This is a genomic window from Rhizobium sp. BK060 (assembly GCF_014193145.1).
Classification (GTDB): domain Bacteria; phylum Pseudomonadota; class Alphaproteobacteria; order Rhizobiales; family Rhizobiaceae; genus Rhizobium.
On the sequence record NZ_JACHYW010000008.1, the window covers coordinates 158,536 to 184,295 of the forward strand.

At 60.6% G+C, this 25,760-nt stretch carries 29 protein-coding genes; 19 read left to right on the forward strand and 10 right to left on the reverse strand.

All coding sequences use genetic code 11. The annotated features are described in order from the left end of the window. The first annotated feature begins 23 nt into the window (after nt 1-23). The 5 genes from ccmA to FHT71_RS11365 are packed head-to-tail and all read left to right on the forward strand — an operon-like array spanning nt 24 to nt 2,908. Nucleotides 24-671 (forward strand): heme ABC exporter ATP-binding protein CcmA, encoded by a 648-nt coding sequence (gene ccmA / locus FHT71_RS11345; protein ID WP_007794329.1) that lies wholly within the window; start codon nt 24-26, stop codon nt 669-671. After that, entirely contained in the window at nt 668-1,327 is a 660-nt protein-coding gene (gene ccmB / locus FHT71_RS11350) for a heme exporter protein CcmB (RefSeq protein WP_007794331.1), read from the forward strand. Before ccmA ends, ccmB begins: the two co-directional genes overlap by 4 nt. 47 nt (nt 1,328-1,374) lie before the next feature. Next, entirely contained in the window at nt 1,375-2,136 is a 762-nt protein-coding gene (locus FHT71_RS11355) for a heme ABC transporter permease (protein ID WP_007794334.1), read from the forward strand. Nucleotides 2,137-2,138: 2 nt separating this feature from the next. Beyond that, nucleotides 2,139-2,306: a heme exporter protein CcmD gene (gene ccmD / locus FHT71_RS11360; RefSeq protein WP_007794336.1), complete on the forward strand. Its 168-nt coding sequence runs from the start codon at nt 2,139-2,141 to the stop codon at nt 2,304-2,306. Further along, nucleotides 2,303-2,908 carry a DsbE family thiol:disulfide interchange protein gene (locus tag FHT71_RS11365; RefSeq protein ID WP_132588603.1) on the forward strand — a complete coding sequence of 202 codons (606 nt, stop codon included), beginning with the start codon at nt 2,303-2,305 and terminating at the stop codon, nt 2,906-2,908. Before ccmD ends, FHT71_RS11365 begins: the two co-directional genes overlap by 4 nt. On the opposite strand, the gene FHT71_RS11370 is transcribed toward FHT71_RS11365, so the two are convergent. From FHT71_RS11370 to dapF, 5 genes are all read right to left on the reverse strand, one after another. After that, complete coding sequence (locus FHT71_RS11370) at nt 2,909-3,496, reverse strand: DUF2585 domain-containing protein (RefSeq protein WP_132588604.1); 588 nt, start codon at nt 3,494-3,496, stop codon at nt 2,909-2,911. Further along, nucleotides 3,493-4,137: a septation protein A gene (locus tag FHT71_RS11375; protein WP_007794344.1), complete on the reverse strand. Its 645-nt coding sequence runs from the start codon at nt 4,135-4,137 to the stop codon at nt 3,493-3,495. Before FHT71_RS11375 ends, FHT71_RS11370 begins: the two co-directional genes overlap by 4 nt. A gap of 63 nt (nt 4,138-4,200) precedes the next feature. Continuing rightward, a complete protein-coding gene (ftsY, locus tag FHT71_RS11380; protein ID WP_183719689.1) occupies nt 4,201-5,793 on the reverse strand; it encodes a signal recognition particle-docking protein FtsY in 1,593 nt (530 codons plus the stop codon). Between the two features lie 15 nt (nt 5,794-5,808). Further along, the gene (gene mtaB / locus FHT71_RS11385) at nt 5,809-7,083 is read right to left on the reverse strand and encodes a tRNA (N(6)-L-threonylcarbamoyladenosine(37)-C(2))-methylthiotransferase MtaB (protein WP_132588606.1); all 1,275 of its coding nucleotides are present in this window, start codon (nt 7,081-7,083) and stop codon (nt 5,809-5,811) included. Further along, nucleotides 7,080-7,985, reverse strand: a complete 906-nt coding sequence (dapF, locus tag FHT71_RS11390) for a diaminopimelate epimerase (protein WP_132588705.1) — start codon at nt 7,983-7,985, stop codon at nt 7,080-7,082. Before dapF ends, mtaB begins: the two co-directional genes overlap by 4 nt. A gap of 209 nt (nt 7,986-8,194) precedes the next feature. On the opposite strand from dapF, the gene FHT71_RS11395 reads away from it, so the two are divergent. Then, entirely contained in the window at nt 8,195-10,153 is a 1,959-nt protein-coding gene (locus tag FHT71_RS11395; protein ID WP_132588607.1) for an elongation factor G, read from the forward strand. On the opposite strand, the gene FHT71_RS11400 is transcribed toward FHT71_RS11395, so the two are convergent. Continuing rightward, nucleotides 10,154-11,158: an MBL fold metallo-hydrolase gene (locus tag FHT71_RS11400; RefSeq protein ID WP_007794362.1), complete on the reverse strand. Its 1,005-nt coding sequence runs from the start codon at nt 11,156-11,158 to the stop codon at nt 10,154-10,156. 305 nt (nt 11,159-11,463) lie between these two features. On the opposite strand from FHT71_RS11400, the gene ffh reads away from it, so the two are divergent. From ffh to FHT71_RS11455, 11 genes are all read left to right on the forward strand, one after another. After that, complete coding sequence (gene ffh / locus FHT71_RS11405) at nt 11,464-13,038, forward strand: signal recognition particle protein (RefSeq protein ID WP_132588608.1); 1,575 nt, start codon at nt 11,464-11,466, stop codon at nt 13,036-13,038. A gap of 15 nt (nt 13,039-13,053) precedes the next feature. Next, the gene (locus FHT71_RS11410) at nt 13,054-13,374 is read left to right on the forward strand and encodes a chorismate mutase (protein WP_007794368.1); all 321 of its coding nucleotides are present in this window, start codon (nt 13,054-13,056) and stop codon (nt 13,372-13,374) included. Nucleotides 13,375-13,423: 49 nt separating this feature from the next. Next, nucleotides 13,424-13,792, forward strand: a complete 369-nt coding sequence (rpsP, locus tag FHT71_RS11415) for a 30S ribosomal protein S16 (protein ID WP_007794371.1) — start codon at nt 13,424-13,426, stop codon at nt 13,790-13,792. 117 nt (nt 13,793-13,909) lie between these two features. Next, nucleotides 13,910-14,479, forward strand: coding sequence for a ribosome maturation factor RimM (rimM, locus tag FHT71_RS11420; protein WP_132588609.1), 570 nt, complete (start codon nt 13,910-13,912; stop codon nt 14,477-14,479). An 8-nt stretch (nt 14,480-14,487) separates the two neighbouring features. Beyond that, nucleotides 14,488-15,168 carry a tRNA (guanosine(37)-N1)-methyltransferase TrmD gene (gene trmD, locus FHT71_RS11425; RefSeq protein WP_007794377.1) on the forward strand — a complete coding sequence of 227 codons (681 nt, stop codon included), beginning with the start codon at nt 14,488-14,490 and terminating at the stop codon, nt 15,166-15,168. Nucleotides 15,169-15,408: 240 nt separating this feature from the next. Further along, nucleotides 15,409-15,945 carry a 50S ribosomal protein L19 gene (rplS, locus tag FHT71_RS11430; RefSeq protein ID WP_007794379.1) on the forward strand — a complete coding sequence of 179 codons (537 nt, stop codon included), beginning with the start codon at nt 15,409-15,411 and terminating at the stop codon, nt 15,943-15,945. Nucleotides 15,946-16,162: 217 nt separating this feature from the next. After that, a complete protein-coding gene (locus tag FHT71_RS11435; RefSeq protein ID WP_132588610.1) occupies nt 16,163-17,035 on the forward strand; it encodes an aldo/keto reductase family oxidoreductase in 873 nt (290 codons plus the stop codon). Nucleotides 17,036-17,232: 197 nt separating this feature from the next. Then, the gene (locus FHT71_RS11440; RefSeq protein WP_007794384.1) at nt 17,233-18,030 is read left to right on the forward strand and encodes a transporter substrate-binding domain-containing protein; all 798 of its coding nucleotides are present in this window, start codon (nt 17,233-17,235) and stop codon (nt 18,028-18,030) included. Nucleotides 18,031-18,052: 22 nt separating this feature from the next. After that, a complete protein-coding gene (locus FHT71_RS11445; protein WP_183719691.1) occupies nt 18,053-18,874 on the forward strand; it encodes an amino acid ABC transporter permease in 822 nt (273 codons plus the stop codon). A 245-nt stretch (nt 18,875-19,119) separates the two neighbouring features. Further along, the gene (gene leuC, locus FHT71_RS11450) at nt 19,120-20,529 is read left to right on the forward strand and encodes a 3-isopropylmalate dehydratase large subunit (protein ID WP_132588612.1); all 1,410 of its coding nucleotides are present in this window, start codon (nt 19,120-19,122) and stop codon (nt 20,527-20,529) included. Nucleotides 20,530-20,639: 110 nt separating this feature from the next. Continuing rightward, the gene (locus FHT71_RS11455) at nt 20,640-21,176 is read left to right on the forward strand and encodes a histidine phosphatase family protein (RefSeq protein ID WP_132588613.1); all 537 of its coding nucleotides are present in this window, start codon (nt 20,640-20,642) and stop codon (nt 21,174-21,176) included. A gap of 55 nt (nt 21,177-21,231) precedes the next feature. Here the strand turns inward: FHT71_RS11455 and FHT71_RS11460 are convergent, their stop codons facing one another. Both FHT71_RS11460 and FHT71_RS11465 read right to left on the reverse strand, forming a co-directional pair. After that, nucleotides 21,232-22,062, reverse strand: coding sequence for an aldo/keto reductase (locus tag FHT71_RS11460; protein WP_007794394.1), 831 nt, complete (start codon nt 22,060-22,062; stop codon nt 21,232-21,234). 141 nt (nt 22,063-22,203) lie between these two features. After that, nucleotides 22,204-22,725, reverse strand: a complete 522-nt coding sequence (locus FHT71_RS11465) for a L,D-transpeptidase (RefSeq protein WP_132588707.1) — start codon at nt 22,723-22,725, stop codon at nt 22,204-22,206. Between the two features lie 171 nt (nt 22,726-22,896). On the opposite strand from FHT71_RS11465, the gene FHT71_RS11470 reads away from it, so the two are divergent. Together FHT71_RS11470 and FHT71_RS11475 are read left to right on the forward strand one after the other, a co-directional pair. Further along, complete coding sequence (locus FHT71_RS11470) at nt 22,897-23,580, forward strand: response regulator transcription factor (protein ID WP_007794400.1); 684 nt, start codon at nt 22,897-22,899, stop codon at nt 23,578-23,580. Between the two features lies 1 nt (nt 23,581). Beyond that, a complete protein-coding gene (locus tag FHT71_RS11475) occupies nt 23,582-24,037 on the forward strand; it encodes a cyclic nucleotide-binding domain-containing protein (RefSeq protein ID WP_132588614.1) in 456 nt (151 codons plus the stop codon). A gap of 4 nt (nt 24,038-24,041) precedes the next feature. On the opposite strand, the gene FHT71_RS11480 is transcribed toward FHT71_RS11475, so the two are convergent. Together FHT71_RS11480 and FHT71_RS11485 are read right to left on the reverse strand one after the other, a co-directional pair. Further along, nucleotides 24,042-24,845, reverse strand: coding sequence for an exodeoxyribonuclease III (locus FHT71_RS11480; RefSeq protein WP_132588708.1), 804 nt, complete (start codon nt 24,843-24,845; stop codon nt 24,042-24,044). Between the two features lie 119 nt (nt 24,846-24,964). After that, complete coding sequence (locus FHT71_RS11485) at nt 24,965-25,636, reverse strand: outer membrane lipoprotein carrier protein LolA (RefSeq protein ID WP_183719692.1); 672 nt, start codon at nt 25,634-25,636, stop codon at nt 24,965-24,967. Between the last annotated feature and the right edge of the window lie 124 nt (nt 25,637-25,760).

The window sequence follows — 25,760 nt, forward strand, 5'->3', positions numbered from 1 at the left end:
AAAAATTAAACCACGGAAAAGTCATGCACCTCGAGGCGGCCAATCTGGCCGCGCGCCGGGGAGAAGACCTGATTTTCGAGGGCGTGTCCTTTCGCCTGGAATCAGGTGAAGCGCTAGTTTTGACAGGTAAAAATGGATCAGGAAAGTCAACTTTGCTGCGTGTCGTCGCCGGTCTGCTGCGTCAGGAAAGAGGCTCGGTGAGCTTAACTGATTCGCATGGCAACACTCTCCGGCGTGTCGGCGAAATCAGCCACTATCTCGGCCACCGCAATGCGATGAAAAGCGAGTTGACAGTTGCCGAAAACCTCGACTTCTGGCGCCGCTTTCTTGGAGATACGCACGGCGCTTCGGCCGTTTCCATAGACGAGGCTGCCGAGGCCGTCGGGCTCGCAGGGATCACGCACCTCCCTTTCGGCTACCTTTCGGCTGGCCAGCAACGCCGCTTTGCCTTCGCCAAGCTGCTTATCGCCCACCGGCCGGTCTGGATCCTCGATGAACCGACCGCTGCACTGGACACAAGCGGCGACCGCCTCTTTACAGAGCTTATCGAAGCGCATCGGCGCAAAGGCGGAATCGTGCTCGCAGCGACCCACCAGCCGTTAGGACTGGAAGGCGCGCGGGAATTGCGGATGGCGGGATTTGCCCACGCCGGACCGGGGGTGTGGGCATGACAGCCCTTCTCCTGCGCGACCTCAAACTCTCCATTCGGGCCGGCGGCGGTGCGCTGATCGGCGTTCTCTTTTTCCTGACCGTCGTCGCAGTCATACCCTTCGGTGTTGGGCCCGATCTAGCGCTGCTGTCCCGCATCGGCCCGGCAATTGTGTGGATCGGTGCACTGCTTGCCGCGCTTCTCGGCCTTGACCGCCTGTTTCAGGCCGAACGCGACGATGGCTCGCTCGATCTCATGTTGATGCAGGAGACGCCGCTCGTCCTGACGGTGCTGGTCAAGTGCCTGGCACACTGGATCGCCACCAGCCTGCCGCTGGTCATCGCCTCGCCGCTGCTCGGCCTGTTCATGAATATGAGCGAGACGGCAATCGGCGCGACGATGCTGACGCTGCTCGTTGGTTCGCCCGCGATTACCTTCATCGGCGCGGTTGGTGCAGCCGTTGCCGTCGCCCTGCCGCGCGGTGGTCTGCTGGTCTCGATCCTGGTGCTGCCACTGACCATCCCCGTGCTGATCTTCGGCGTCAGCGCCACTTATGCGGCGGTCGAGGGGCCATCGCCCTTTCTGCCGCCTTTCCTCATCCTGATCGCGCTCACGCTGTTCTTCGCCGTCATCGGTCCGGCGGCGGCGGCATTGGCGCTGCGTAACACGTCGGATTGATGGAGCGCTCGATTGCGGCATCAGGCATATCGCGGTAAGGAAACGGCATGAACGAAACGAGCCTTGCCATCACGAAATTCAGCGACCTCGCCAACCCGACGCGGTTTCTGGCGCTGGCTGCACGCATCCTTCCCTGGATGGCTGGTTTCACGGCCCTCTGTTTTATCGTGGGGCTGTATCTCAGCTTCACGACCGAAGGCGACTACCAGCAGGGCGAAACGGTTCGCATCATGTATATCCACGTGCCGGCCGCCTGGCTGGCGATGATGGGCTATACGATCATGAGCATTTCGGCGATCGGCACACTGGTCTGGCGCCATCCGCTGGCGGATGTATCGGCAAAGGCCGCAGCCCCGCTCGGCGCCGCCTTCACGCTGATTGCCCTTGTGACCGGTTCCCTCTGGGGCAAGCCGATGTGGGGCGCCTGGTGGGTCTGGGATGCGCGGCTCACGTCCGTCTTCATTCTGTTCCTGATGTATCTCGGGCTCATCGCCCTCAATCGCGCGATCGACGACCCATCGAAGGCGGCCCGCGTCAGCGCCATCCTGATCCTCGTTGGCTTCGTCAACATCCCGATCATCAAGTTCTCGGTCGATTGGTGGAACACCCTGCATCAATCCGCGAGCGTTCTGCGCCTCGACGGTCCAGCCATCGATCCGGAGTTTCTGCGGCCACTGCTGGTGATGGCCGTTGCATTCACCGCGCTCTTCTTCACGCTGCACATCATGGCTATGCGCAACGAAATCTGGCGCCGCCGCGTCACCGCCCAGCGTCGTATGGCGGCACGCTTGGCGAGCCGCGAGGGATAGCCATGACACACGCTTTCTATGTCTACGGCGCCTACGGCTTTGCCGCCCTTGTCACGGCAGCGGCCACCCTTTGGACTTGGGCTGACGGGCGCGCGCGCCGTCAGGAACTGGCAGCCCTCGAAGCCTCCGGTATCCGTCGCCGCTCGGCGCGAGCAAAGGACGGCGAATGAGCACCGCACCAGAAACGAGCCGCGCCAAGCGCGGATTTGGGCGCTACGCGGTCGCCTTGATCCCGTTGATCGTCTTTGCCGGCATCGCAGCCACCGCAGCAAAGATGCTCTACGATCAGGACGTCCACGGCAAGGATATCTCGGAAATCCCGTCGGCCCTGATCGGCACGAAGGCGCCGGTGCTGAACCTTGCGCCACTCGAGGGCGCCAACCTTCCGCCACTGACCGACAGTGCCATCAAGGGCAAACTGACGCTCGTCAACGTTTTCGCCTCGTGGTGCATTCCCTGTCGCGAAGAGCATCCGATCTTGAAGGAGCTGGCAAAGGACGGCCGCCTCAACGTGGTTGCCATCAACTACAAGGACAAAAACGACAACGCACTTCGCTTTCTCGGCGAACTTGGCAATCCCTTTGCCGCAATCGGTGTTGATCCCAAGGGGCAGGCAGCTATCGATTGGGGTGTCTACGGCATCCCGGAGAGCTATCTCGTCGCTCCCGACGGCACGATCCTCTACAAGCGGGTCGGCCCGTTCGACGAAGTCAGCCTGAAGGAAGGGCTTTTCCCGGCCATGGAGAAGGCGCTGGCCAAGCCGGCGTCCTGACTAGATCCCGCCTTGCCAGGTCTTGATCGCCTCAATGGGCCAAATCAGCATCAGTACGTTGAGTGTCAGGTTGTCACGAATGACATAACCGGTGAACAACTCGAAGAAAATCGCGATCGCGATCGTCAGTACAACGGGCGCCCGCGAGGCGAAGAAGAACCCGACGACCATGAAGACTGTGTCCATCGACGAGTTCAAGATGCTGTCGCCATAGTAGTCGAGCGAGATCGTCGCCGTTCGATAGCGGTCGATGATCAAAGGCGAATTTTCCAGCAGTTCCCAGCCGGATTCGATCATCAGCGCCAAAAGCAGCCGCATGGCGATCGGCCTTCCGCGCAGAACAAGGTGCGCGATGCCGTAGAAAATGAAGCCGTGAATGATGTGGGACGGCGTGTACCAATCGGAAATATGCTGGGAGTTACCGCTGGAGTTGACGGTGCCTTCCCATAGTTTGACATATCCGCAGGTGCAGATGGGGGTGCGGCCCATCATGTATTCGGCGATGATCTGGATCAGCAGAACCGCAATGCACGCAGCCAACCAGAATGTTTGATGCTTCGCTCTGTCTGCCGTATCCAGTGTCGTCAACTCTCGGTCTCTCCCGCCGGTGTGACCGTATGCTTCATAATCAACGGCATCTGCGCAAGCGTGAAGATGATGGTTATGGGCATTGTCCCCCAGACCTTGAAGGCAACCCAGAAATCATCAGAGAAATTGCGCCAGATGACTTCATTCAGCACTGCGAGGAAAAGGAAAAAGACGCCCCAGCGGATGGTCAGCTTCCGCCAACCCTCGGCATCAAGCTGGAAGGCCGCGTTGAAGACGTAGCCGAGCAACGATTTGCCGAAAGCTAGGCCGCCAAGCAGCGCAACGCCGAACAGTGCGTTGACGATGGTCGGCTTCATCTTGATGAAGGTTTCGTTCTGCAGATAGATCGACAGCGATCCGAAGATGACGACCACGATCCCCGAGACGAACGGCATGATCGGCAGATGCCCGAGCACGACCTTCGAGACGATCAGCGAGATCACCGTTGCCGCCATGAAGAGGGCCGTTGCCACGAATAGTGGTCCGCCGAGCTCCGACAGAGCCGGAAACCGCTCGACCAGCCACGCGCCGCGCAGGTTGGCGAAAAAGAAGATCAGCAGCGGGCCAAGCTCCAGCGCCAGCTTCAGCATCGGGTGATGCCGGTCGGCCGCGCTTGGGGTGATATCGCTCTCTGTCGTCATGCTATCTCAAATCCGTTTGTGAACACGAGACGCTTGCCCGCGCTTGTCGGCATATCTGTGGCATTATTGACCGAGCCCGGCAATGGCATGGGCAAAATCCTCCGCCTCGAAAGGCTCTAGATCTTCGACACCTTCGCCGACACCGATGAAATAGACCGGCAGCTTGTGCTTGGCGGAGATCGCCACGAGAATGCCGCCCCGCGCCGTGCCGTCGAGCTTTGTCATGATCAGCCCGTTGACCCCGGCCACGTTGCGGAAGATCTCCACCTGCGACAGGGCGTTCTGCCCCGTCGTCGCGTCAAGCGTCTGCAGCACCGTATGCGGCGCATCCGGATCGAGCTTGCCGAGAACACGAACGATCTTCTCGAGTTCGGCCATCAGCTCCGCCTTGTTCTGCAGGCGGCCGGCTGTATCGATGATCAGCACATCGCACTTCTTCGCCTTGGCCTGCTCGAAGGCGTCATAGGCAAGACCCGCCGCATCGGCGCCGAGCTTGGTACCGATGAACTCCGACTTGGTGCGGTCGGCCCAGATCTTCAACTGCTCGATGGCAGCGGCACGGAAGGTGTCGCCGGCAGCCACCATGACCTTTAGCCCGGCGCCAGAAAGCTTGGCCGCCAGCTTGCCGATCGTCGTGGTCTTGCCAGTACCGTTGACGCCGACGACCAGGATGACATGCGGCTTGTGGCTGAGATCGAGCTGCAACGGCTTCGCGACAGGCTTCAGCACCTTGGCGATCTCGCTCGCCATGATGCGACTGACATCCTCGCCGGTGACGTCCTTGCCGTAGCGCTCGGAGGCCAGCGTATCAGTGACGCGCATCGCCGTCTCGACGCCAAGATCGGCTTGGATCAGCAGATCCTCGAGATCCTGCAGCGTATCATCATCGAGCTTGCGCTTGGTGAAGAGGGCCGCGATTTGGCCGGTGAGCTGCGACGAAGTGCGGGCAAGGCCGGCGCGCAGGCGCTGGAACCAGGAAAGTTTTGGCGCTGGCACCAGAGGCGCGGCCTCGAAAGCGGCGGGACCGGTGGCAAATCCCTTTGGAAGAACGGGAGCGGCGGAGGCATCACCGGAAGCGTCATCCTCCGCCGGCGCAGATGTCTCTTGTTCGGCGGGAGAGGCCCGATCGGCGACGGGCTGCTGTTCCGCGTCGGCTTCCTCCGCAAACTCTGCAGCCGAGGACGTCTCTTCGGTTTCGCTGGCCGACGCTACTTCCGCAACATGTTCCTCTTCTGCCTGCTCGCCGATCTCCGAATGCAGGGGCGAAGTTGCAGCAAGCGGCTCTTCCGCAGCGCTTTCGGCAGGAGCATTGATCTCCGCTTCGGCTTCAAGCAGCGAGAGCGGCACAAGGCCCATGTCGTCCACCTGCACCTCCGACGGTAGGACCTCGGAAACGTCGTCCTCATCAGGCGCAAGCGCTTCCGCCTGCTCTGCAAGCTCCTCCATGGTGGCGTCTTGGCCTACGTCATCGGCAGGCCCGCCGGCCGTCTCCATCTCTTCTCCCAGGACCGGGTCGGCGGCAACGGGAAGGCTTTCCTCGCGCGAATGCGGCTCCGGCTCGGATTCGAGCACCTTCGTCTCGACCGCCTCCGGCGCGTGTTCTTCCTCCGGCTTTGGGCCGAAGGTGAAGACCTTTTTGATGAAACTGAACGCCATGACGATTCCGTAAGCTCAGGCCGCGTCGGCGGCCGTCAATTGCATGTCGAGGTGTTTGCCGTTGTGCCCGGTGATGACAGCCTGCACGAAGCTTCGGGGCGCAAGCCCTACTGCTGCGACAAGAGTGAAGTTCTCGGTATGCGCCAAACCGTTGTTTTCCACCAGCAGCCATTGCTGTGTTCCGACCATCCCGTCGAGATGGGACTGATGCAGGCGATGTCCAGTGGCGCGAAGTCGCGCCGCCCGTTCCTTGACCAGCGCGCGATCGAGCTGCGGCATTCGCGCGGCGGGTGTTCCCGGTCGTGGGCTGTAAGGGAACACGTGGAGATGGGCGATATTGGCCTCTTCCGCCAGCCGCATGGCATTGGCGAACATGCCTTCGCTCTCGGTCGGAAAGCCGGCGATCAGATCAGCACCGAAGCTCATGTCCGGTCGTAGGCGGCGCACGTCGTTAACGAAAGCCAGGGCATCCGCGCTCGAATGGCGGCGCTTCATTCGCTTCAGGATCATGTCGTCACCATGCTGTAGCGATAGATGCAGATGCGGCATGAACCGCGCCTCGTCGGCAATCAGATCGAGCAGATGCCTGTCGGCCTCGATGCTGTCGATCGATGAAAGCCGCAGACGGCGAATATCAGGCACCTGTTTCAGAAGCGTCTTGGCAAGCAATCCGAGCGTCGGCTCGCCGGGCAGGTCGGCGCCATAGCTGGTTGCATCGACACCCGTCAGCACAATTTCCCGGTACCCGCTTTCGACCAGCTTGCGGGCCTGATCGACGACTGCCCCCATCGGCACGGAGCGCGAATTGCCGCGGCCATAGGGAATGATGCAGAAGGTGCAGCGGTGGTCGCAACCATTCTGAACCTGGATGAAAGCCCGCACATGACCATCGATGTGCTTAACCATCTGCGGCGCCGTCTGCCGCACGCTCATGATGTCGTTGACGCGCAGCTTCTCTTCGGCCGAAACGCCAAAATCCGGCAGGGCGCGATAGGACGCGCTCTTCAGCTTTTCCTCGTTGCCGAGGACGGCATCGACCTCGGCCATGTCGGCGAAAGTCTCTTTTTCCGTCTGGGCCGCACAGCCGGTCACAATGATACGGGCATGAGGATTGTCGCGCCGTACACGCCGGATCGCCTGGCGAGCCTGACGCACAGCCTCGCCGGTAACCGCACAGGTATTTACGAGGATGGCATTGTTGAGCCCGGCCTTTTCGGCCTCCGCTCGCATCACTTCGGATTCGTAGGTGTTGAGACGACAGCCGAAGGTGATGACCTCAACGCCGCTCACCGCGCTTCCGCTCCCTGCGCCGCATCCCGCGACCACGCACCGGTCGACGGATCGAGCGTGCCGGACCACTCCCATTCCGCAGGGCCCGTCATGATGACGTGACCATCACGCTCGCGCCATTCGATCGTGAGCACACCCTGGTTGGGGCTGCTTGCGACCTTCACAGCGACTTCGCGCCCCGTGCGGCCGGTGCGGGCGGCAGAAACGGCCGTGGCACAGGCGGCAGAACCGCAAGCAAGCGTCAGTCCCGCGCCCCGCTCCCAGGTGCGCGTTGTGATCGAACTTGGAGAGGTCACCTGTGCCAGCGTGACGTTAGCGCGCTCAGGGAACATCGGATGGTTTTCGAGCAGCGGGCCGAAGCGGCCGAGATCGAACGACATCACATCCCGATCCACCCAGAAGATCGCGTGCGGATTGCCCATGGAAGCGACGGATGGCGAATGCAGCACGGGATTGTCGATCGGCCCGATCTGCAGCTCGATACGGCTGGTATCGTGGAATTCCTCGGCAAGCGGGATCTTGTCCCAGTCGAAGACCGGCCTACCCATATCGACGGAGATCGTCCCATCCGCGTGCTCGACGGCATTGAGGATGCCTGCCACCGTCTGGAAAGTGAAAACCTTCTTGCCGGTTTCCGAAGCGAGCGCCTGCACGACACAACGCGTACCGTTGCCGCAAGCCTGTGCCTTCGAACCGTCGGAGTTCAGAATATCGATCCAGGCATCCGTGCCCGCTGCCTTCGGATCATGGATCGCCATGATCTGGTCGAACTGCGTGTCCGGCTCGGCATTCAGCGCGATTGCAGCTGCAGGCGTCACCCTGTCGGCACGGCCGCGCATGTCAACGACCAGGATCTTGTTGCCAAGCCCGTTCATCTTTGCGAATTCGACCGTTGCGCTCATAGGTGTCATGTCCGTCTCTGTTTGGGCTGTATATGGCGGAAATGCGGGGGAATTACCAGTGGCTTGACGGACCCGAGCACCGCGACACATTCATGGGAGAACCATACCGAAGCCTCATATTTAAGAATGATCGCAACTATCTGGCACTTTTCTTCGCTTAGAGGCATTCTTTGGTTTCGGATGCGTGCTTTTGGCAGGGAGGATCGCCGATGCGCTGCTTCACGGTACTTGGGCCCTCGCAGACGGGAAAAACGACGCTCGTCGCAAAGCTGGCCTCGCTCGAGGGAACGCCCAGAAAGTCAGCCTCTCCATATGGATCAAGCCTGACGGAATTCGATTTCAAGGACGAAGCTTGGTGTGCGATCGACACCCCCGGGGCAAACGAGGCCCTGGCCTTGGCGCAGGACGCCCTCCTCGTCAGCGACGCCTGTATTCTCTGCATATCGCCGACACCTGATGAAGCCGTTCTGGCAGCACCCTATCTCCGCGCAATCGAGGCCTCGGGAACGCCCTGCGTGGCCTTCATCAATCGGATGGACGAGCCGCGCGGCCGATTGCGCGATGTCATCGCCGCACTTCAGACCTACTCCAACCATCCGCTCGTCCTACGGCAAGTCCCGATCCGCGAAGGCGACACGATTGTCGGCAGCTGCGATCTGATTTCCGAACGGGCCTGGCGCTACCGGGAAGGGCAGCCTTCCGCGCTGATCGAACTGCCGCACGATGCGGTCGAGCGCGAGCACGAGGCGCGCGTAGAGATGCTCGAGCAGCTTTCGGAGTTCGACGACTGGCTGCTCGAGGAGCTCATCGAAGACCGTGAGCCGGCAAGTGATACGCTGTTTGCCATCTCCTCGCGGATACTCAAGGAGAACCGGGTCATCCCCGTGCTGTTCGGTGCCGCCTCGCACAGCAACGGCATCATGCGCCTGATGAAGGCTCTTCGCCACGAGGCGCCACCGGCAGCAGCGCTACGGACCAGGCTCGCTGGAAGCTCCGGCGCGCAAGAGGCGGAACTTTCTGCCGTTAGTTTCCACGCCTATCACAAGGCCAATGTCGGCAAGACAGTCCTCATACGCGCGTTTGCCGATGGCTTGAAGCAAGGCGCTTCCCTCGGCGGCGCTACTTTGGGTCCCTTGCAGGAAGCCGGCAGCGGAAAGCCGATCAGCGGCACCGTGCAAGCAGGCGGCATCTTTGCCGCTCTCAAGTCGGACCATCTGCCCGCGCCCGCCCTGCTGACGCTGTCCACCAGCGTCGAACCGCCCGACTGGACGACACCTCCGACACCCATGCTCGAAAGAATCCTCGTTCCCGGCAGCGAACGTGACGAAACCAAGCTCTCGGCAACGCTGGCGAAATTGGCGGAAACCGATCGCGGCCTGAAGGTGATGCAGGAGGAAGGCACCGGCGCGGCACTGATCTGCGCACAGGGACCAGTCCACCTACGCGACCTACGCAAGACGCTCTCTGAGGTCTTCCGCGTCGAAGTGTCGGACCGCGCGCCGAACCCGATCTACCGGGAGACCATCTCGAAGCCCTCGGACGTGCGTTACCGGCACCGTAAGCAGACAGGCGGCGCCGGCCAATTCGCCGATGTGCAGCTCAGCGTCCGGCCGAACGAACGCGGCCAAGGCTTCACCTTCGGCGAAAGTGTGAAAGGCGGCACTGTGCCGCGAAACTATATACCGGCCGTCGAGGCCGGTGCACGCGAGGCAATGGAGAAGGGGCCGCTTGGCTTCCAGGTCATCGATGTCGATGTGACATTGACCGACGGCCAGTATCACTCGGTCGACAGCTCCGATTTCGCCTTCCGTGCAGCGGGGAAGATGGGCGTCAAGCAGGCGCTGTCGCAGGCATCCGCCGTTCTCATGCAGCCTGTCATCAGGGTCGATATCCATATCCCCTCGGTCTACTCCGGGGGTATGGTGACGCTCGTCTCCTCTCTCAAAGGACAGGTGCTTGGCTTCGACCGAGACGAGAACGCGAAGGGCTGGGACATATTCCGAGCGCTAGTGCCGGGCGGTGTGTTGGAAGAGTTGGCACGATCGCTGAAATCCGCGACCCAGGGCATCGGCCACTTCTCCAAGACCTTCGATCACTTCGAGGAGCTTTACGGCAAGGAGGCCGACACCATCATCAACACGCACGGCTCAGGGGCTCAACCGCACTGATCATGCCCGCGGCACGTCGAAGACTTCGCCTGCCCTGAGCGGTCGGAACCGTTCCGGCGAAATGCCGCGCTCGGTCATGGCCGCTTCCAGCGCCTTGAGCGGCGCATCGATCGCCTCGTCAGTCAGCTGGAACGTCGCAAAGTGATGCCCGGCCACATAGGCCGCATTGGCCAACTGCATGCCCATCACCGCTTCCGCAGGATTCTGATGCTGGCCCTTCATGAACCAGCGCGGCTCGTATGCCCCGAAAGGCAGGATGGCGAGGCGAAAGGCGCCATGCATTTGCCGCGCCGCCTCATAGTTGACACCGCCGTGAAAGCCCGTGTCCCCGACATGGTAGATCTTCCCGGCCGGTGTCGACAGGACGAAGGCCGCCCACAGCGCCATGCGACGGTCGCCAGTGCCGCGTGCGGACCAATGATGCACCGGCTCGGCATCGATCGCGATACCCGCAAGGGATATGCGCTCGCCCCAATCCATCGCCGTCACCTGTATGTCGGGCACGGCGCGGCGGATGATTGTATCGTTGCCAAGTGGCGTCACGACATGCGGCCGATGCTTTGCCTGCAAGCGCTTGAGCGTCGCGACATCAAGATGGTCGTAGTGATTGTGGGAAACAAACACGAGATCGATCGGGGGTAGATCGTCGAATGCGATGCCCGGTGCAACGGCGCGCTTCGGGCCGGCAAAGGTGAAGGGGCTGGCGCGCTCGGACCAAACCGGGTCCGTGAGGATGTTAAGTCCCGCGACCTGCACCAACAGTGTCGCATGACCGACCATGGTTACCCGCAGATCGCCACCATTCACGCGCAGATCGGGTTTTGCTGGTGCGAACGGGCTCGGAACCGACTTCGGCCAGCGATCGCGGCCGCCGCCGAACTGCCACCGCATCAGGTCTCGAAAGCCGAGAGGCTCGATACCATCCGGATTGAAGAAGTGCGTGCCGTCGAAGTGATCGGAGACAGGCCCCTGATAGTAGGGATTGCGTCGTTTGGCCGTGGGCATGCAAGAGCGATTCCGTTGAAGAGAAAGCAGATCTGGGATTGGGCGCGCGGTTTTGAAAGGTCGAAACGCCGTCTTTTCTCGACTTTGCCTTGACTCCCGGCGCTTTTTCCTGTTTACCGCCGCTCAATCTGCGACGAGCTTCAAGACTCGAGCCACCGACCGGGACCCGCAAAGGTATAAACTGATCCCGGAGGTCCACACCCGACAGCGCGATGCGCCCTCGGGTGCTTTTTGGCTTTGCGTCTTGTTTTCGTCAAGGAAAAGCACAAGGTTTCCGTCATCCCGGAAATCACAAGGAAGAGCCGATGTTTGAAAACCTCCAGGACCGTCTTGGATCCATTCTGAATGGACTGACAGGCCGTGGCGCGCTTTCGGAAGGCGATGTTTCTGCAGCGCTGCGCGAGGTTCGCCGTGCCTTGCTGGAAGCAGACGTGGCGCTCGATGTCGTGCGCTCATTCACCGACCGCGTCCGCGAAAAGGCCGTCGGCGCCGAGATCCTGAAGTCGATCAAGCCTGGCCAAATGGTCGTCAAAATCGTCCACGACGAGCTGATCGAGATGCTCGGCGGCGAGGGCGTCGGCGTTGATCTGCATGCAGCGGCCCCCGTCGTCATCATGATGGTCGGCCTGCAGGGCTCCGGTAAGACGACGACGACGGCGAAAATCGCCAAGCGGCTCACCGACCGCGAAAAGAAAAAGGTGCTGATGGCATCGCTCGATACGCGCCGTCCGGCTGCGCAAGAGCAGCTTCGCCAGCTCGGTGTCCAGACGAGCATCGACACGCTTCCCGTGATATCAGGCCAGTCGCCGACCGACATCGCCGCCCGCGCCGTGCAGGCAGCCAAGCTCGGCGGCCATGATGTCGTCATCCTCGACACCGCCGGCCGCACGCATATCGACGAGCCCTTGATGGTCGAAATGGCCGACATCAAGAAGAAGTCGAACCCGCATGAAATTCTACTGGTCGCAGACTCGCTGACCGGTCAGGACGCCGTCAACCTCGCCCGCAATTTCGACGAACGCGTCGGCATCACCGGCCTCGTGCTGACCCGCATGGACGGCGACGGCCGCGGCGGTGCGGCGCTTTCAATGCGCGCGGTGACCGGCAAGCCGATCAAGCTCATCGGTGTCGGCGAGCGCATGGGCGAACTCGAGGAGTTCCATCCCCGCCGTATCGCTGATCGCATCCTCGGCATGGGTGACATCGTTTCGCTGGTCGAGCGCGCTGCCGAAAACATCGACGCCGAGAAGGCGGCCGCCATGGCCGCCAAGATGGCCAAGGGCAAGTTCGACCTCAACGATCTCGCCGACCAGCTGCGCCAGATGCAGAAGATGGGGGGCATGGGCGGCATCATGAGCATGATGCCCGGCATGGCAGGGATGAAGGACAAGATGGCCTCGGCCGGCCTCAATGACAGCCTGTTCGGCCGCCAGCTCGCCATCATCGGCTCGATGACCAAGGCCGAACGCGCCAACCCGGATATTCTCAAGCATTCGCGCAAGAAGCGCATCGCCGCCGGCTCAGGCACGGATGCCGCCGACATCAACAAGCTTCTGAAGATGCACCGCCAGATGGCGGACATGATGAAGATGATGGGCGGCAAGGGTAAGGGCGGCCTGATGAAGCAGATGATGGGCGGTCTCGCCGGCAAGATGGGCCTCGGTGGCCTCGGCGGTGGCATGCCCGATCTTTCGAACATCGACCCCAAGCAGCTCGAAGCGCTCCAGAAGCAGGCTGAAGCTGCCGGTCTCGGAAAGCCGGGCGGTGGCTTGCCTGGCCTCGGCGGAATGTCGGGTGGTTTGCCGGGCTTGGGCGGCGCCAAACTCCCTGGCCTTGGCGGCGGTTTCCCGGGTCTGCCCGGCTTGCCGAAGAAAAAGTGAAGGGTCGCTTAGAAGATGATTGATCCTGAAATCAAAGCCCAGCTTTCGAACTATCGCCAGTCGATCGACAACATCGACGCGGCGCTGGTCCACATCCTGGCCGAGCGGTTCCGCTGCACCAAAGAGGTCGGCGTTCTCAAGGCCAAGTACAAGTTGCCGCCGGCCGATCCGGCGCGCGAAGAATACCAGATCGAACGCCTCCGCCGCCTGGCGAAGGATGCCAATCTGGATCCGGATTTCGCCGAGAAGTTCTTGAACTTCGTCATCAAGGAAGTCATCCGGCATCATGAGCAGATCGCTGCAGACCACGCCGAAAACGGCGCCGCAGCAAAATGAACCATACCGCCGGATCAAGCGGTCCAGAAAAGTCCAAGGAGTAAAGAAAATGGCACTGAAAATTCGTCTCGCCCGCGGTGGTTCCAAGAAGCGCCCGTACTACCACATCGTTCTCGCCGACGCCCGTTCGCCGCGCGATGGCCGCTTCCTGGAAAACCTCGGTTCCTGGAACCCGATGCTTGCCAAGGACAACGACGCTCGCATCACGCTGAACAACGACCGCATCAAGCACTGGCTTGAGCAGGGCGCACAGCCGACCGACCGCGTTCTGCGCTTCCTCAACGAAGCCGGCCTCGCAAAGCGAGACGCCAAGAACAACCCGGTCAAGGCAAAGCCGGGCAAGAAGGCCCAGGAGCGCGCTGCCGAAAAGGCTCAGAAGGCCGCCGACGCCGCCGAAGCTGCTGCTTCCGCAGAATAATCGGGGACTTTCCCTTATCGAACGGGCGGCATGGCGACATGCTGCCCGTTTTCGTTTCCATTCCACCGCACTTCGTTTAAGAGAAGCCCAGATTTGCGGCTTCATGTGAAGGACGTCATGGCAAAGCTTGAAAATCCGGTTCTGATGGCAACGATCGGTGGCGCCCAAGGGCTGCGCGGCGAAGTGCGCGCCAAGGCCTACACAGCCGACCCGACCGCGCTCGGCGATTACGGCAACCTGCACAGCCTAGATGGGCGTACCTTCGAGATTCTCGATATCCGCGAGATGAAGAACGTCGTCGTCGTTCGCTTCCGCGGCATCAACGACCGCAATGCTGCTGAGGCGCTGAACGGGCTGGAGCTCTACATCGAGCGCGATAACCTGCCGGATGAGGAGCTTGAGGAAGATGAATTCTTCTACGCCGATCTCGAGGGGCTGGAAGCGCTCGACGACCAAGGCGTCAGCTACGGCACCGTGACCGGCATCTTCGACTTCGGCGCTGGCGATCTCCTGGAATTGAAGGGACCGGGCAAACGCCCGGTACTGATCCCCTTCTCTGAGGCCTCAGTCCTCGATATCGACCTCGAGGGTGGCAGGATCACGATCGATCCGCTGGCTGCCGGCCTCGTCGATACCGAAGATGACAGCGCGAAATTCACGCCCGACACGCCGAAAAAGAAGAAGTGAGGCCGCCGATGGCGTTTCGCGCGACCGTGCTGACCCTTTACCCGGAGATGTTTCCGGGTCATCTCGGCTACTCCCTCGCCGGCAAGGCGATGGAGCGTGACCAATGGTCGCTCGATACCGTGCAGATCCGCGATTTTGCCACTGACAAACATCGCACCGTCGATGATACACCCGCTGGTGGCGGCGCTGGCATGGTGCTGAAACCCGATGTTCTCGCCCGCGCCATCGACAGTGCTTCCAAGAACGACAGCCGGCCACGCCTGCTGATGAGCCCGCGCGGCAAGCCGCTGACACAGGAGCGCGTGCGCGAACTCGCATCCGGTGATGGCGTCATCATCGTCTGCGGCCGCTTCGAGGGCGTCGATCAGCGCGTTATCGATGCGCGTGAATTGGAGGAAGTCTCGATCGGTGACTACGTGCTCTCAGGGGGCGAACCGGCGGCGCTGACCGTACTCGATGCGATCGTCCGTATTCTGCCTGGCGTCATGGGCAACGATCTTTCCGGACTGCATGAAAGCTTCGAAGGCGGCCTGCTTGAGCATCCGCACTACACCCGGCCGCAGGAATGGGAGGGTCGGGAAATTCCAGCGATCCTCACATCTGGCAATCACGGCGCGATCGACAAATGGCGCCGCGAGCAGGCACTGCAACTGACCCGGGAACGACGCCCGGACCTGCTGGACGAATAAGAGATGGCCGGCCGCCAGGTATCCACATTTAACGGTCGGGTTGACAAAATTTCCGGGCCGAAGGGGTGACAAAGCCTGCGCAATACGGTATGCGCACGCCCGGAATGGGAAAACTCCCATCAACCACGTAAAGAAAAACAGACGAATTCGCTCCTGCCCTCACCGGCAAATATCTGCGGCTCGACCAAGGATAGATCGTTCAGAGCGCTCTGGCTGTTGAACCAACAAAGAGGTTGAGTCATGAACATCATTCAGCAGCTTGAGGCCGAACAGGTCGCCAAGATCGAAGCCCAGCGCACGCTTCCGGAATTCTCCCCAGGCGATACCCTTCGCGTCAACGTTCGCGTCAAGGAAGGTAATCGTACCCGCGTACAGGCCTACGAAGGCGTTTGCATCGCTCGCTCCGGCGGCGGCCTGCAGGAGAACTTCACTGTTCGCAAGATCTCCTACGGCGAAGGCGTCGAGCGCGTATTCCCGGTCTACTCCCCGGCTATCGAAAGCGTAGAAGTCGTTCGCCGCGGTAAGGTCCGTCGCGCGAAGCTCTACTACCTGCGCGACCGTCGCGGCAAGTCGGCTCGTATCGTCGAGAACACCGGCACCCGCGCCCGCAAGCTGAACGACGCCGAGCGTCAGGCCGTTGCCGAGGAAAAGGCACGTCTGGAAGCCGAAAAGGTTGCAGCAGCTCAGGCGCTCGCAGCCGAAAAGGCAGCTCAGGAAGCCGCCGAAGCCAAGGCAGCAGCAGAAGCTGCCGCAGCGGCTGAGCCGGCAGCAGAATAAGTTTCAATCCTTAGCGATTGTCGGGAAAGGCGGCTTCTGGGCCGCCTTTTTTTGTTGCGCGCAATAGAGCGCCACTGCACTCCGACGGCGTCCCGGGCGATCTCCGGTCCTTTGCGAGCCATTGTCCGAAAATTCCGAACAGCCCGTGCGGAATGTATGCCGTTATCGCCGGAGCGAACCTGCCCTATTTCTACCCCGTCTTTAAACGGAGTAGACCATGTCCAACCTTGAAAAATCGGGCACATTCACACTCGGCGACCGCACGGTGACGCGGCTCGGTTACGGTGCGATGCAGCTTGCTGGCAAGGGCGTCTTCGGGCCACCGAAGGACCGCGCCGAATCGATAGCTGTGCTGCGCGAAGCCGTCGAAAGCGGCGTCAACCATATCGACACCAGCGATTTCTACGGTCCGCACATCACCAACCAGATCATTAGGGAGGCGCTGCACCCTTATAAGAGTGATCTTGTGATCGTCACGAAGATTGGAGCAACGCGTGGCCTAGACGCGTCGTGGAATCCGGCCTTCACAAAAGAAGCACTGACGCAGGCGATCCATGACAACCTTGAGAATCTCGGCCTTGACGTGATCGATGTGGTCAATCTACGAGCCATGTTCGATGTCCATGGCCCTGCCGAAGGATCTCTAGAAGAACCGTTGACCGTCCTCGCCGATCTTCAGCGCCAGGGTCTCATCAAACACATTGGCCTCTCCAATGTCACCGCCAAGCAAATCGCGGACGGGCGAAGGATTACCGAGATCGTCTGCGTTCAAAACCAGTATAACCTTGCGCATCGCGGGGATGACGCGCTGATCGAACAGCTTGCGGTGGAAGGGACTGCCTACGTGCCGTTCTTTCCGCTTGGCGGCTTCACGCCATTGCAGTCATCCACGCTATCTGATGTTGCGGCGGAGCTCGACGCAACACCGATGCAGGTAGCTCTTGCTTGGCTCCTGCAGCACGCGCCAAACATCCTGCTGATCCCCGGCACCTCATCACGTACCCACCTCAAAGAGAACCTCGCGGTTGCCGATATCGCCTTGCCGGACGACGCCATCGAGAAACTCGACGGCATTGCAAAGACTGGCTAACCTCTTGGACCTGGACCAGACGGAATGTTCTCCGGGTACTGGCAGTGACATTTGCGACCTATCCCGCAAAAATCTTTGCATGGAAAGGCGGTCTTTGGGCCGCCTTTTCTGTTTTTGGGTGAGCGCATGCGGCAATGCTCTTGCCATTCGCTTCGCAACTATGACAGGTTTCGCAGGCTATTTCGGGGAGATATTTAATGCCGTTCCGCCGCACCGTCCTTGCAGGACTGACCGCTTTGATCCTGTCGCCGCTGGCGACGTTGGCCGCCGACCTTCCGGACCTCAAGGGCAAGTCGGTCGTCGTCGTTACTGAAAATGCCTATCCGCCGCTGCAGTTCGTCGACCCGAAGTCGGGCAAGGCCATCGGCTGGGAGTATGATGCAATGAACGAGATCGCCAAGCGGCTGAATTTCAAGGTCGAGTACCAGAATACCAGCTGGGACGCGATGATCCAGGCTGTGTCGGACAACCAGTACAACATTGGCATGACCGGCATCACCATCAAGGATGATCGCAAGGCCAAAGTGGATTTCTCCGATCCCTACATGCGCTCGCAGCAGTTCATGCTGGTGCGCGGCGACGAAAGCCGCTTCACCGACGCCAAGACCTTCGGTGCCTTCAATGACGGCCTCGTCGGCGCCCAGCCGGGCACGTCGCCCTTTTATACGGCTGTCTATGAAATCCTCGATGGCAACGAACAGAACCCGCGCGTCAAGCTCTTCGAAACCTTCGGCGCCACCGTTCAGGCCCTCAAGGCCGGCGATGTCGACGTCGTGCTGACCGACAGCGTCGCGGCCAAAGGCTATGTCGATGCCTCTAACGGCGGCCTGAAGGTCATCGGCGGCCCGCTCGGCACCGAAGACTTTGGCTTCATCTTCCCGAAGGGCTCCGATCTCGTCGGCCCGGTGAATGCCGCGATCGCAAGCCTGAAAGCCGACGGCACCTTCGACGCGCTGAACAAGAAGTGGTTCCTCGACTACAAGATGGGCGAATGATCCTGTCTTCGGTTAACGCGTAATGGCTCCTCAGCCAGCCCCAAGCGGGCATAGTAAGGGCGACTACCCCTGGTGGCTGGTCGCCCTTGTCGCGATCGGCATCGTCCTTGCCGTCGTCATCATCACCAACGACATCTATGCGCAGGTCTTCCGCACTGTCTTCAACGGCGTCGGCGTCACCATTTTCGTAACGCTGGTGGGATTTGCGCTGGCGACCATTCTCGGCCTCGGCATCGCGCTGCTCGGGCTCTCCGACAGCATTGCGCTCCGCCAGATCTCGCGCTTCTACATCGAGGTCATCCGCGGCGTGCCGATGCTGGTGCTGCTGTTCTATGTCGCCTTTGTCGGCGCCCCCGGCATCGTCGCCGCCTACAACTTCCTGACCCGCCCGCTGGTCGAGGCCGGCTTGAGCGAACCGGTGATGGTGCGCGACTTCTCGCTGACGTGGCGAGCGATCATCGCGCTGATGATCGGCTACTCCTCCTTCATCGCCGAAGTCTTCCGCGCCGGCATCCAGTCGGTCGACCACGGCCAGATCGAGGCCGCCAAGGCGCTCGGTCTGTCGCGCTATCATCGCTTCCGCTTCGTCGTCTTCCCGCAGGCGATCAAGGTGATCTTTCCGCCGCTGTCGAACGATTTCGTCGCCATGGTCAAGGACAGTTCGCTGGTCTCGGTGCTAGGCGTCTCGGACATCACGCAGATGGGCAAGATCTACGCCTCCGGCTCGTTTCGCTTCTTTGAAACCTATTCGATCGTCACCTATATCTACCTCATCCTGACAATCGGTTTGTCGCTTGCGTTGAGGCAAGTGGAGAAGCGCATGCGCGGGAAGGACCGGCGCTAGCGTCCGAATGATTCGAATTGCCGCCGTCGCGAAAAATTGGTATGTGACAGCGCATGGAATCCAAGTTCAGTTGCATTGGGGCGCATATTTTCGTGCTGCAGGATCATTACCGCCTGCCGGCACGCTTCTTTGCGGCCGTTTCCGGTGCACTCAACAGCCGACTTCGTTGATCGAACGACGGCCCGGCGGACCTCACCGCCACCAGCTCCATTTCTCCATACGCATCCAAGAACGGACCTACCGCCATGAGCGCACCGCGTACCCTTTACGACAAGATCTGGGACGACCACCTGGTCGATCAGCAGGACGACGGCACCTGTCTTCTCTACATCGACCGCCACCTGGTCCATGAAGTCACTTCGCCGCAGGCTTTCGAAGGCCTGCGCATGACCGGCCGCAAAGTCCGCGCGCCTGAGAAGACGTTGGCTGTCGTCGACCACAACGTCCCGACCTCGCCCGATCGTCATCTCGGCATCAAGAACGAGGAGAGCCGTATCCAGGTCGAGCAGCTCGCCATCAACGCTGCCGAGTTCAATGTCGAGTACTACTCGGAGAACGACAAGCGTCAGGGCATCGTCCACATCATCGGACCGGAGCAGGGCTTCACGCTGCCTGGCATGACGATCGTCTGCGGCGACAGCCACACCTCGACGCACGGTGCCTTCGGCTCACTCGCCCATGGCATCGGCACGTCTGAGGTCGAGCACGTGCTCGCGACCCAGACGCTGATCCAGAAGAAGGCAAAGAACATGCTGGTGCAGGTCGACGGCGTGCTGCCGGCTGGCGTCACCGCCAAGGATATCGTGCTCGCCATCATCGGCGAAATCGGCACCGCCGGCGGCACCGGCTACGTTATCGAGTATGCCGGCGAAGCCATTCGCGCGCTGTCGATGGAAGGCCGGATGACGATCTGCAACATGTCGATCGAAGGCGGCGCCCGCGCCGGCCTGATCGCGCCTGATGATACCACCTTCGAATACATCAAGGGCAAGCCGCGTGCGCCGAAAGGCGAGGCGCTGGAACAGGCAATCGCTTACTGGAAGACCCTGAAGTCGGATGAGGGCGCGCATTTCGACCGCGTTGTAAAGCTCAACGCCGCCGAACTGCCCCCGATCGTGTCCTGGGGCTCCTCTCCGGAGGACGTCATCTCCGTTCAGGGCGTCGTTCCGAACCCGGACGAAATCCCGGAAGAGACGAAGCGCGCCTCCAAGTGGCGGGCGCTTGACTACATGGGCCTGAAGCCCGGCACCCCGATCACCGAGATCAACATCGACCGCGTCTTCATCGGTTCCTGCACCAACGGCCGTATCGAGGACCTGCGCGCCGTAGCCAAGGTCGTCGAAGGCAAGACCGTTGCCTCGACCGTCAATGCCATGATCGTTCCGGGCTCCGGCCTGGTGAAGGAGCAGGCAGAGCAGGAAGGCCTCGACAAGATCTTCAAGGCCGCTGGCTTCGACTGGCGCGAGCCTGGCTGCTCCATGTGCCTTGCCATGAACGACGACCGTCTGAAGCCCGGCGAACGTTGCGCCTCGACCTCGAACCGCAACTTCGAAGGCCGCCAGGGCTTCAAGGGCCGCACGCACCTGGTCTCTCCAGCGATGGCTGCCGCTGCCGCGATCGCCGGCCATTTCGTCGATATTCGCGAGTGGAACTAAGACAGGAAGCCTCCCTTCGGAAACGAGGGGAGGCTATCTCAGCAGACACCGGACGCATTCGGTGAGACAATAGCGGCGTTCGAACCCTGAGCACGTTTCGGATGGGCAACATGAACGCCGCAAAGTCGACCGCCAAACGGCGCCTCCTCCTTCTTCGTCACGCCAAATCCGCATGGCCGGCAGACGTTGCCGACCACGACCGTCCGCTTGCGGGTCGCGGAGAGAAGGCAGCCCCGCTGATGGGGCGCTATCTTGCCCGTGAAAGGCTTACTCCTGATCTTGTACTGGTGTCATCAGCTCGCCGCACCCAACAGACTTGGGAGCTCATCGCCAAAAAGCTTCCATCCTCAATTGCAAAACAGGATACCGTAGACTTGTACGAAGCCTCCGCGGCCAAAATCGCGACGGTCATAAAGTCGATCGATCCATCGGTTCGGACGCTTATGCTGATAGGGCACAATCCTGGCTTTCAGGATCTTGCTGATGGCCTGATCGGCGCTGGCGATCCGGAGGCATGTTCTGGCATCAGGCAGAAATTCCCGACGGCCGCCCTTGCGGTGATCGACTTCGATGTCGATCGCTGGAAACAGCTGAAGCCAAAAAGCGGCACGCTGGAACGGTTCGTCACGCCGCGCTCGCTCGCCTAAGCGAAAGCTGCGTCTCCCTCCTCTGACATGGAGAGAAGGGAGAGCAAAGTTTAGATCAAAAGTTAGCGGTGTAGGGATCAGGCCCCATGCGGGCGCTCTTGTCGTCGAGCGTGGCAATCGCCGCCATGTCGGCCGCATCGAGCTTGAAATCGAATACCTTGAAATTCTCCTCGATCCGCGATGGCGTCACCGACTTCGGAATGACGACAAGGCCGCCATCGATATGCCAGCGGATGATGACCTGCGCAGGCGTCTTTCCGTGCTTCTTGGCGATCTCGCCAATCGTTGCATCGGCAACCAACTTGCCCTGACCGAGCGGGCTCCAGGATTCGGTGACGATGTTCAGCTTCTTGTGTGCTTCCTGCGCCGCCTTCTGCTGGAAATCCGGATGCAGCTCGATCTGGTTGATAACAGGAACGACGCCTGTGTCGCCGATGATCTGCTCCAGATGATCGGGATAGAAGTTCGAAACACCGATGGAACGGGCGCGGCCTTCTTCCCTGATCTTCACGAAGGCCTTCCAGGTTTCGCGATACAGCCCGCGGTGCGGCGATGGCCAGTGGATGAGGTAGAGATCGACATAATCCGTACCGAGCTTCTTCAGGCTGCCCTCGAACGCGCGCATGGTCGCGTCGTAGCCCTGGTCTGTGTTGCGGAGCTTGGTGGTAACGAAAATGTCCTTGCGATCTAGGCCGGACGAGCGGATGCCCTCGCCGACGCCTTCCTCGTTGTCGTAGCCGGAAGCCGTATCGATGTGACGATAGCCGGCGGCAATGGCCGTGCGGACCGTCGGTGCTGCAATCTCCTGGGGTGTCTGCCACACGCCGAGACCGACCTGGGGAATGGAATGTCCGTCATGGAAAGTGATGATGGGTTGTTGTGCCACAATATATCTCCGGAAGTTTGAAGAATTGGACGGGGCGTAGTTGAACCCGCAGCCTTTGCGGACTTCCCTGCGCGCATTTCAGCCCTCGCGCCGGTCGAAAAGGCATATAGGTCAGCTCGGCTGGTTTATCACCCCCGCACATCAAAGAACGCGTACGGTCGTGCCCTTGCGCATGAAGGGAAGAAGACGCCGCATATCGCGCGGATGAACGGCCACGCATCCCGCGGTCGGCTCGTAGCCCGGTTTGATCAAATGGAAGAAGATTGCCGAGCCGCGATTTCGCGCGCGCGAAGTGATGTTCCAGTCCATGACGAGACAGACATCGTACAGCCCGTCCTTGCGCATCATTTCCTCGTGGCTCGGTCGAAACGGCGCTTTGACGAGCCTATTGTAATTCGCATTCTCGGGCTGGTCACACCAGAGCATTTCCTCGCTGATGCGACGAATCGCGAGCGGCGTCTCAAGGCGCACGGGCCGCTCACCGCGGCGGAAGCCGGAAATCAGCTTCATCGAGGCTATGGGGGTGGCACCATCTCCCTCGCGCTTGAGAACCGTTCGGCCTGAACGACCGATTGCGGCGGGCACCGTAATCGTGCCGAGCTGGACCAGAGCCCGACTTTTTTTGCCCGGTGCAGGACGAACGAGAAGGGTCATCGACTTTATCCGCCTCGAGCGCCTTGTTTTCTCCATTTTTCTCACATGTGTTGGCCATTGCTAGGATCACGATTGAAATCACATAGCATCGTATACGACAACAGCTTGGTCGCCCGATCTTTGCCAATGGTGGAAAATTGGCGTAGGACTAACGGGACCGAAGGCGAGGGATAGAGCCGCATGACCGCACGCACCATTCTCTTGGTGGATGATGATGACGACCTCCGGGAGACGCTCACGGAGCAGCTTTCTCTCTACGACGAGTTCACGGTCCTTCAGGAAATGACGGCGGCCAAGGGTGTCGAGCGCGCGCGATCCACGCCGATCGATCTGCTGATCATGGATGTGGGCCTGCCCGATATGGACGGCCGCGAGGCTGTGAAGCTGTTGCGCAAGGGCGGACTAAAAGCCCCGATCATCATGCTGACCGGCCATGACACGGATTCCGATACGATCCTTGGCCTGGAAGCAGGTGCCAACGACTACGTGACCAAGCCCTTCCGCTTTGCAGTTCTGCTTGCGCGCATCCGCGTTCAGCTGCGCCAGCACGAGCAGAGCGAGGACGCCACCTTCAATGTCGGCCCCTACGTCTTCAAGCCGAGCCAGAAGCTCCTTACCATGGACAGCGGCCAAAAGATCCGCCTGACCGAAAAGGAAGCGGCGATCATTCGCTATCTCTACCGCGCTGAGCAGAGGGTCGTCACCCGCGACGTGCTGCTGGAAGAGGTATGGGGTTACAATTCCGGCGTGACGACGCATACGCTGGAAACCCATGTCTATCGTCTGCGCCAGAAGATCGAACGCGATCCCTCCAATGCCGAAATTCTGGTGACGGAAAACGGCGGCTACAAGATCATACCGTAAGATGGCACTAAACGATGACATTCGACTGTTGTCGCAGCTGCCGCTGTTCCACGGCATGTCCGAGGATCAGCTGCGGCTGATCGCCTTTGGTGCGGATCGACGCGTCATTTCAGCCGGCCAGATGCTCTTTCGCGAAGGCTCGCCGGCGGAAAGCGCCTATGTCATCCTCAGTGGGGGCGTGGAGCTCAGCCGGATCGGCCGCGATGGTCAGCCCGAAATCCAGAGCACGGTCGGGCCCGGCACGCTTCTATCCGAACTTGCGCTGATCACCCTGGTCGAGCGCAAGTTTACCGCTGTTGCGACGGAAGACACCAGCATCATCCGTATCACCCGCTCGCTCTTCCATCGGCTGATCGAGGAATATCCGGATGCTGCCCGGCTGATCGAGAGCCGCATCCGCGACAACATCGCCGAGCTCGCGGCCAAAGCCGCGGCCCAACTGCACCGCTTCACCTGACAGATCAGAGATCGAAATGCGCCGTGACCGGCACATGGTCGGACGGCCGTTCCCAGCCGCGTGCTTCCTTCAGGATATCGATGCGCTGCAGGTGCGGTCCAAGGTCCTTTGAGCTCCAGATATGGTCAAGGCGGCGGCCACGATCGGCCGCTTCCCAGTCCTTGGCGCGATAGCTCCACCATGTATAGAGCTTTTCGTTTTCTGGGATGTGCTGCCGCATCAAGTCGAGCCAGGCGCCACGTTGCATCACCTCGAGAAGACCTTCGGTCTCCACAGGCGTGTGGCTGACAATCTTGAGCAGCTGCTTGTGTGACCAGACGTCGTGCTCGAGGGGGGCGATGTTAAGGTCGCCGACAAGGATTGCCGAGGTGTTCGCCTCGCCATTTGCCTTGAGTTGTTTCATTTCCTCGACGAAATCAAGCTTGTGCCCGAACTTCGGATTGATCGTCCGATCCGGTTCGTCGCCGCCGGCTGGTACGTAGAAATTATGCAGGCGAATGCGCCGGCCACCGCGCTCGAAGACGGCCGAGATGTGTCGCGCGTCGCCGACGCTGCAGTAGTCCTGGCGGTGGTCCTCGACCAGTGGAAAGCGCGAGGCGATGGCAACGCCATGATAGCCCTTCTGGCCATGGATGATGATGTGTTCGTAGCCCATCGCGCGCAGCGGCGAGGCAGGAAACAGGTCGTTCGGAACCTTGGTTTCCTGGAGGCAGAGGATGTCAGGCTTGTGCTTGAGGACGAATTGCTCGACGATCGGCATGCGCAGCCGCAGAGAATTGATATTCCAAGTAGTGACCGAGAAGCCCATTCGATTGCCTTTCAAAACCAGATGAACTGGCTTTAGAGCATAGGCTGCGTCGATGGAACGGATGCGCAAAGAAAAACGCCCCGCGGAATGGCAGGGTGTTTCGTCTGTAAACAGCAAGATTAGTCGCGGTAAGCGGCCGTTCCCGGGATCACTTCGTACGGCACCCTGAACACCTTGTCGTCGAACTGGACGCCGGTCTTGACGTTGAAGACCATTACCGACGTATCCTTGCCCTGGTTGTCGGTGATCGTCCACTGGCGAAGATCATAGGTCTTCGGATCGAACATCATCGTAATCGTCGAGTTACCGAAAACCGTGTTGTTGCCGAGGGCGATCGTCGTCAGGTCGGACTCCTGCTTGACGCTCTTCACCGAACCGGCCGACAAATCGATACGCTGCGCCAACAACAGGCTGAGCGGCGTCTTGGAGAGCGGATAGAGATCCCAGGTCTTGAGCTTCATGTTTCCGACAGCGACGTTCTTCCCGTCCGCGATGACACGGATCGGTGACGGGTTGTCATAGTTGAAGCGCAGCTTGCCGGGGCGCTGGATGTAGAACTTCCCACCCGTCTGCTCGCCGCGCGGGCCGAATTGAACGAATTCGCCCTGCATCGTGCCGACACTCGAGAAGTGGTCCGCGATCGCCTGTGCTGTAGCGTTGTTGGAAGCAGCGGATGCCGCCTGGGCATAGGCAGCAATTGGAATTGCAGATGCCGCAGCGACCGCCAGCGTACCCAAAAGATGGCGCCGGGTCAGCGAGATGCGGTCCACGATGGAATCGGAGTTGTTCATCTATGTCTCCTTTATGCAATTTGAATGCTGCGGAAACGCGGCGCCTTCATGGCGTAGTTCGCAGACCTGCATAAACTAACGGTTTCGAGGCAATCAGGTTTCCGTGAAGCCGGCGTCATTCAAT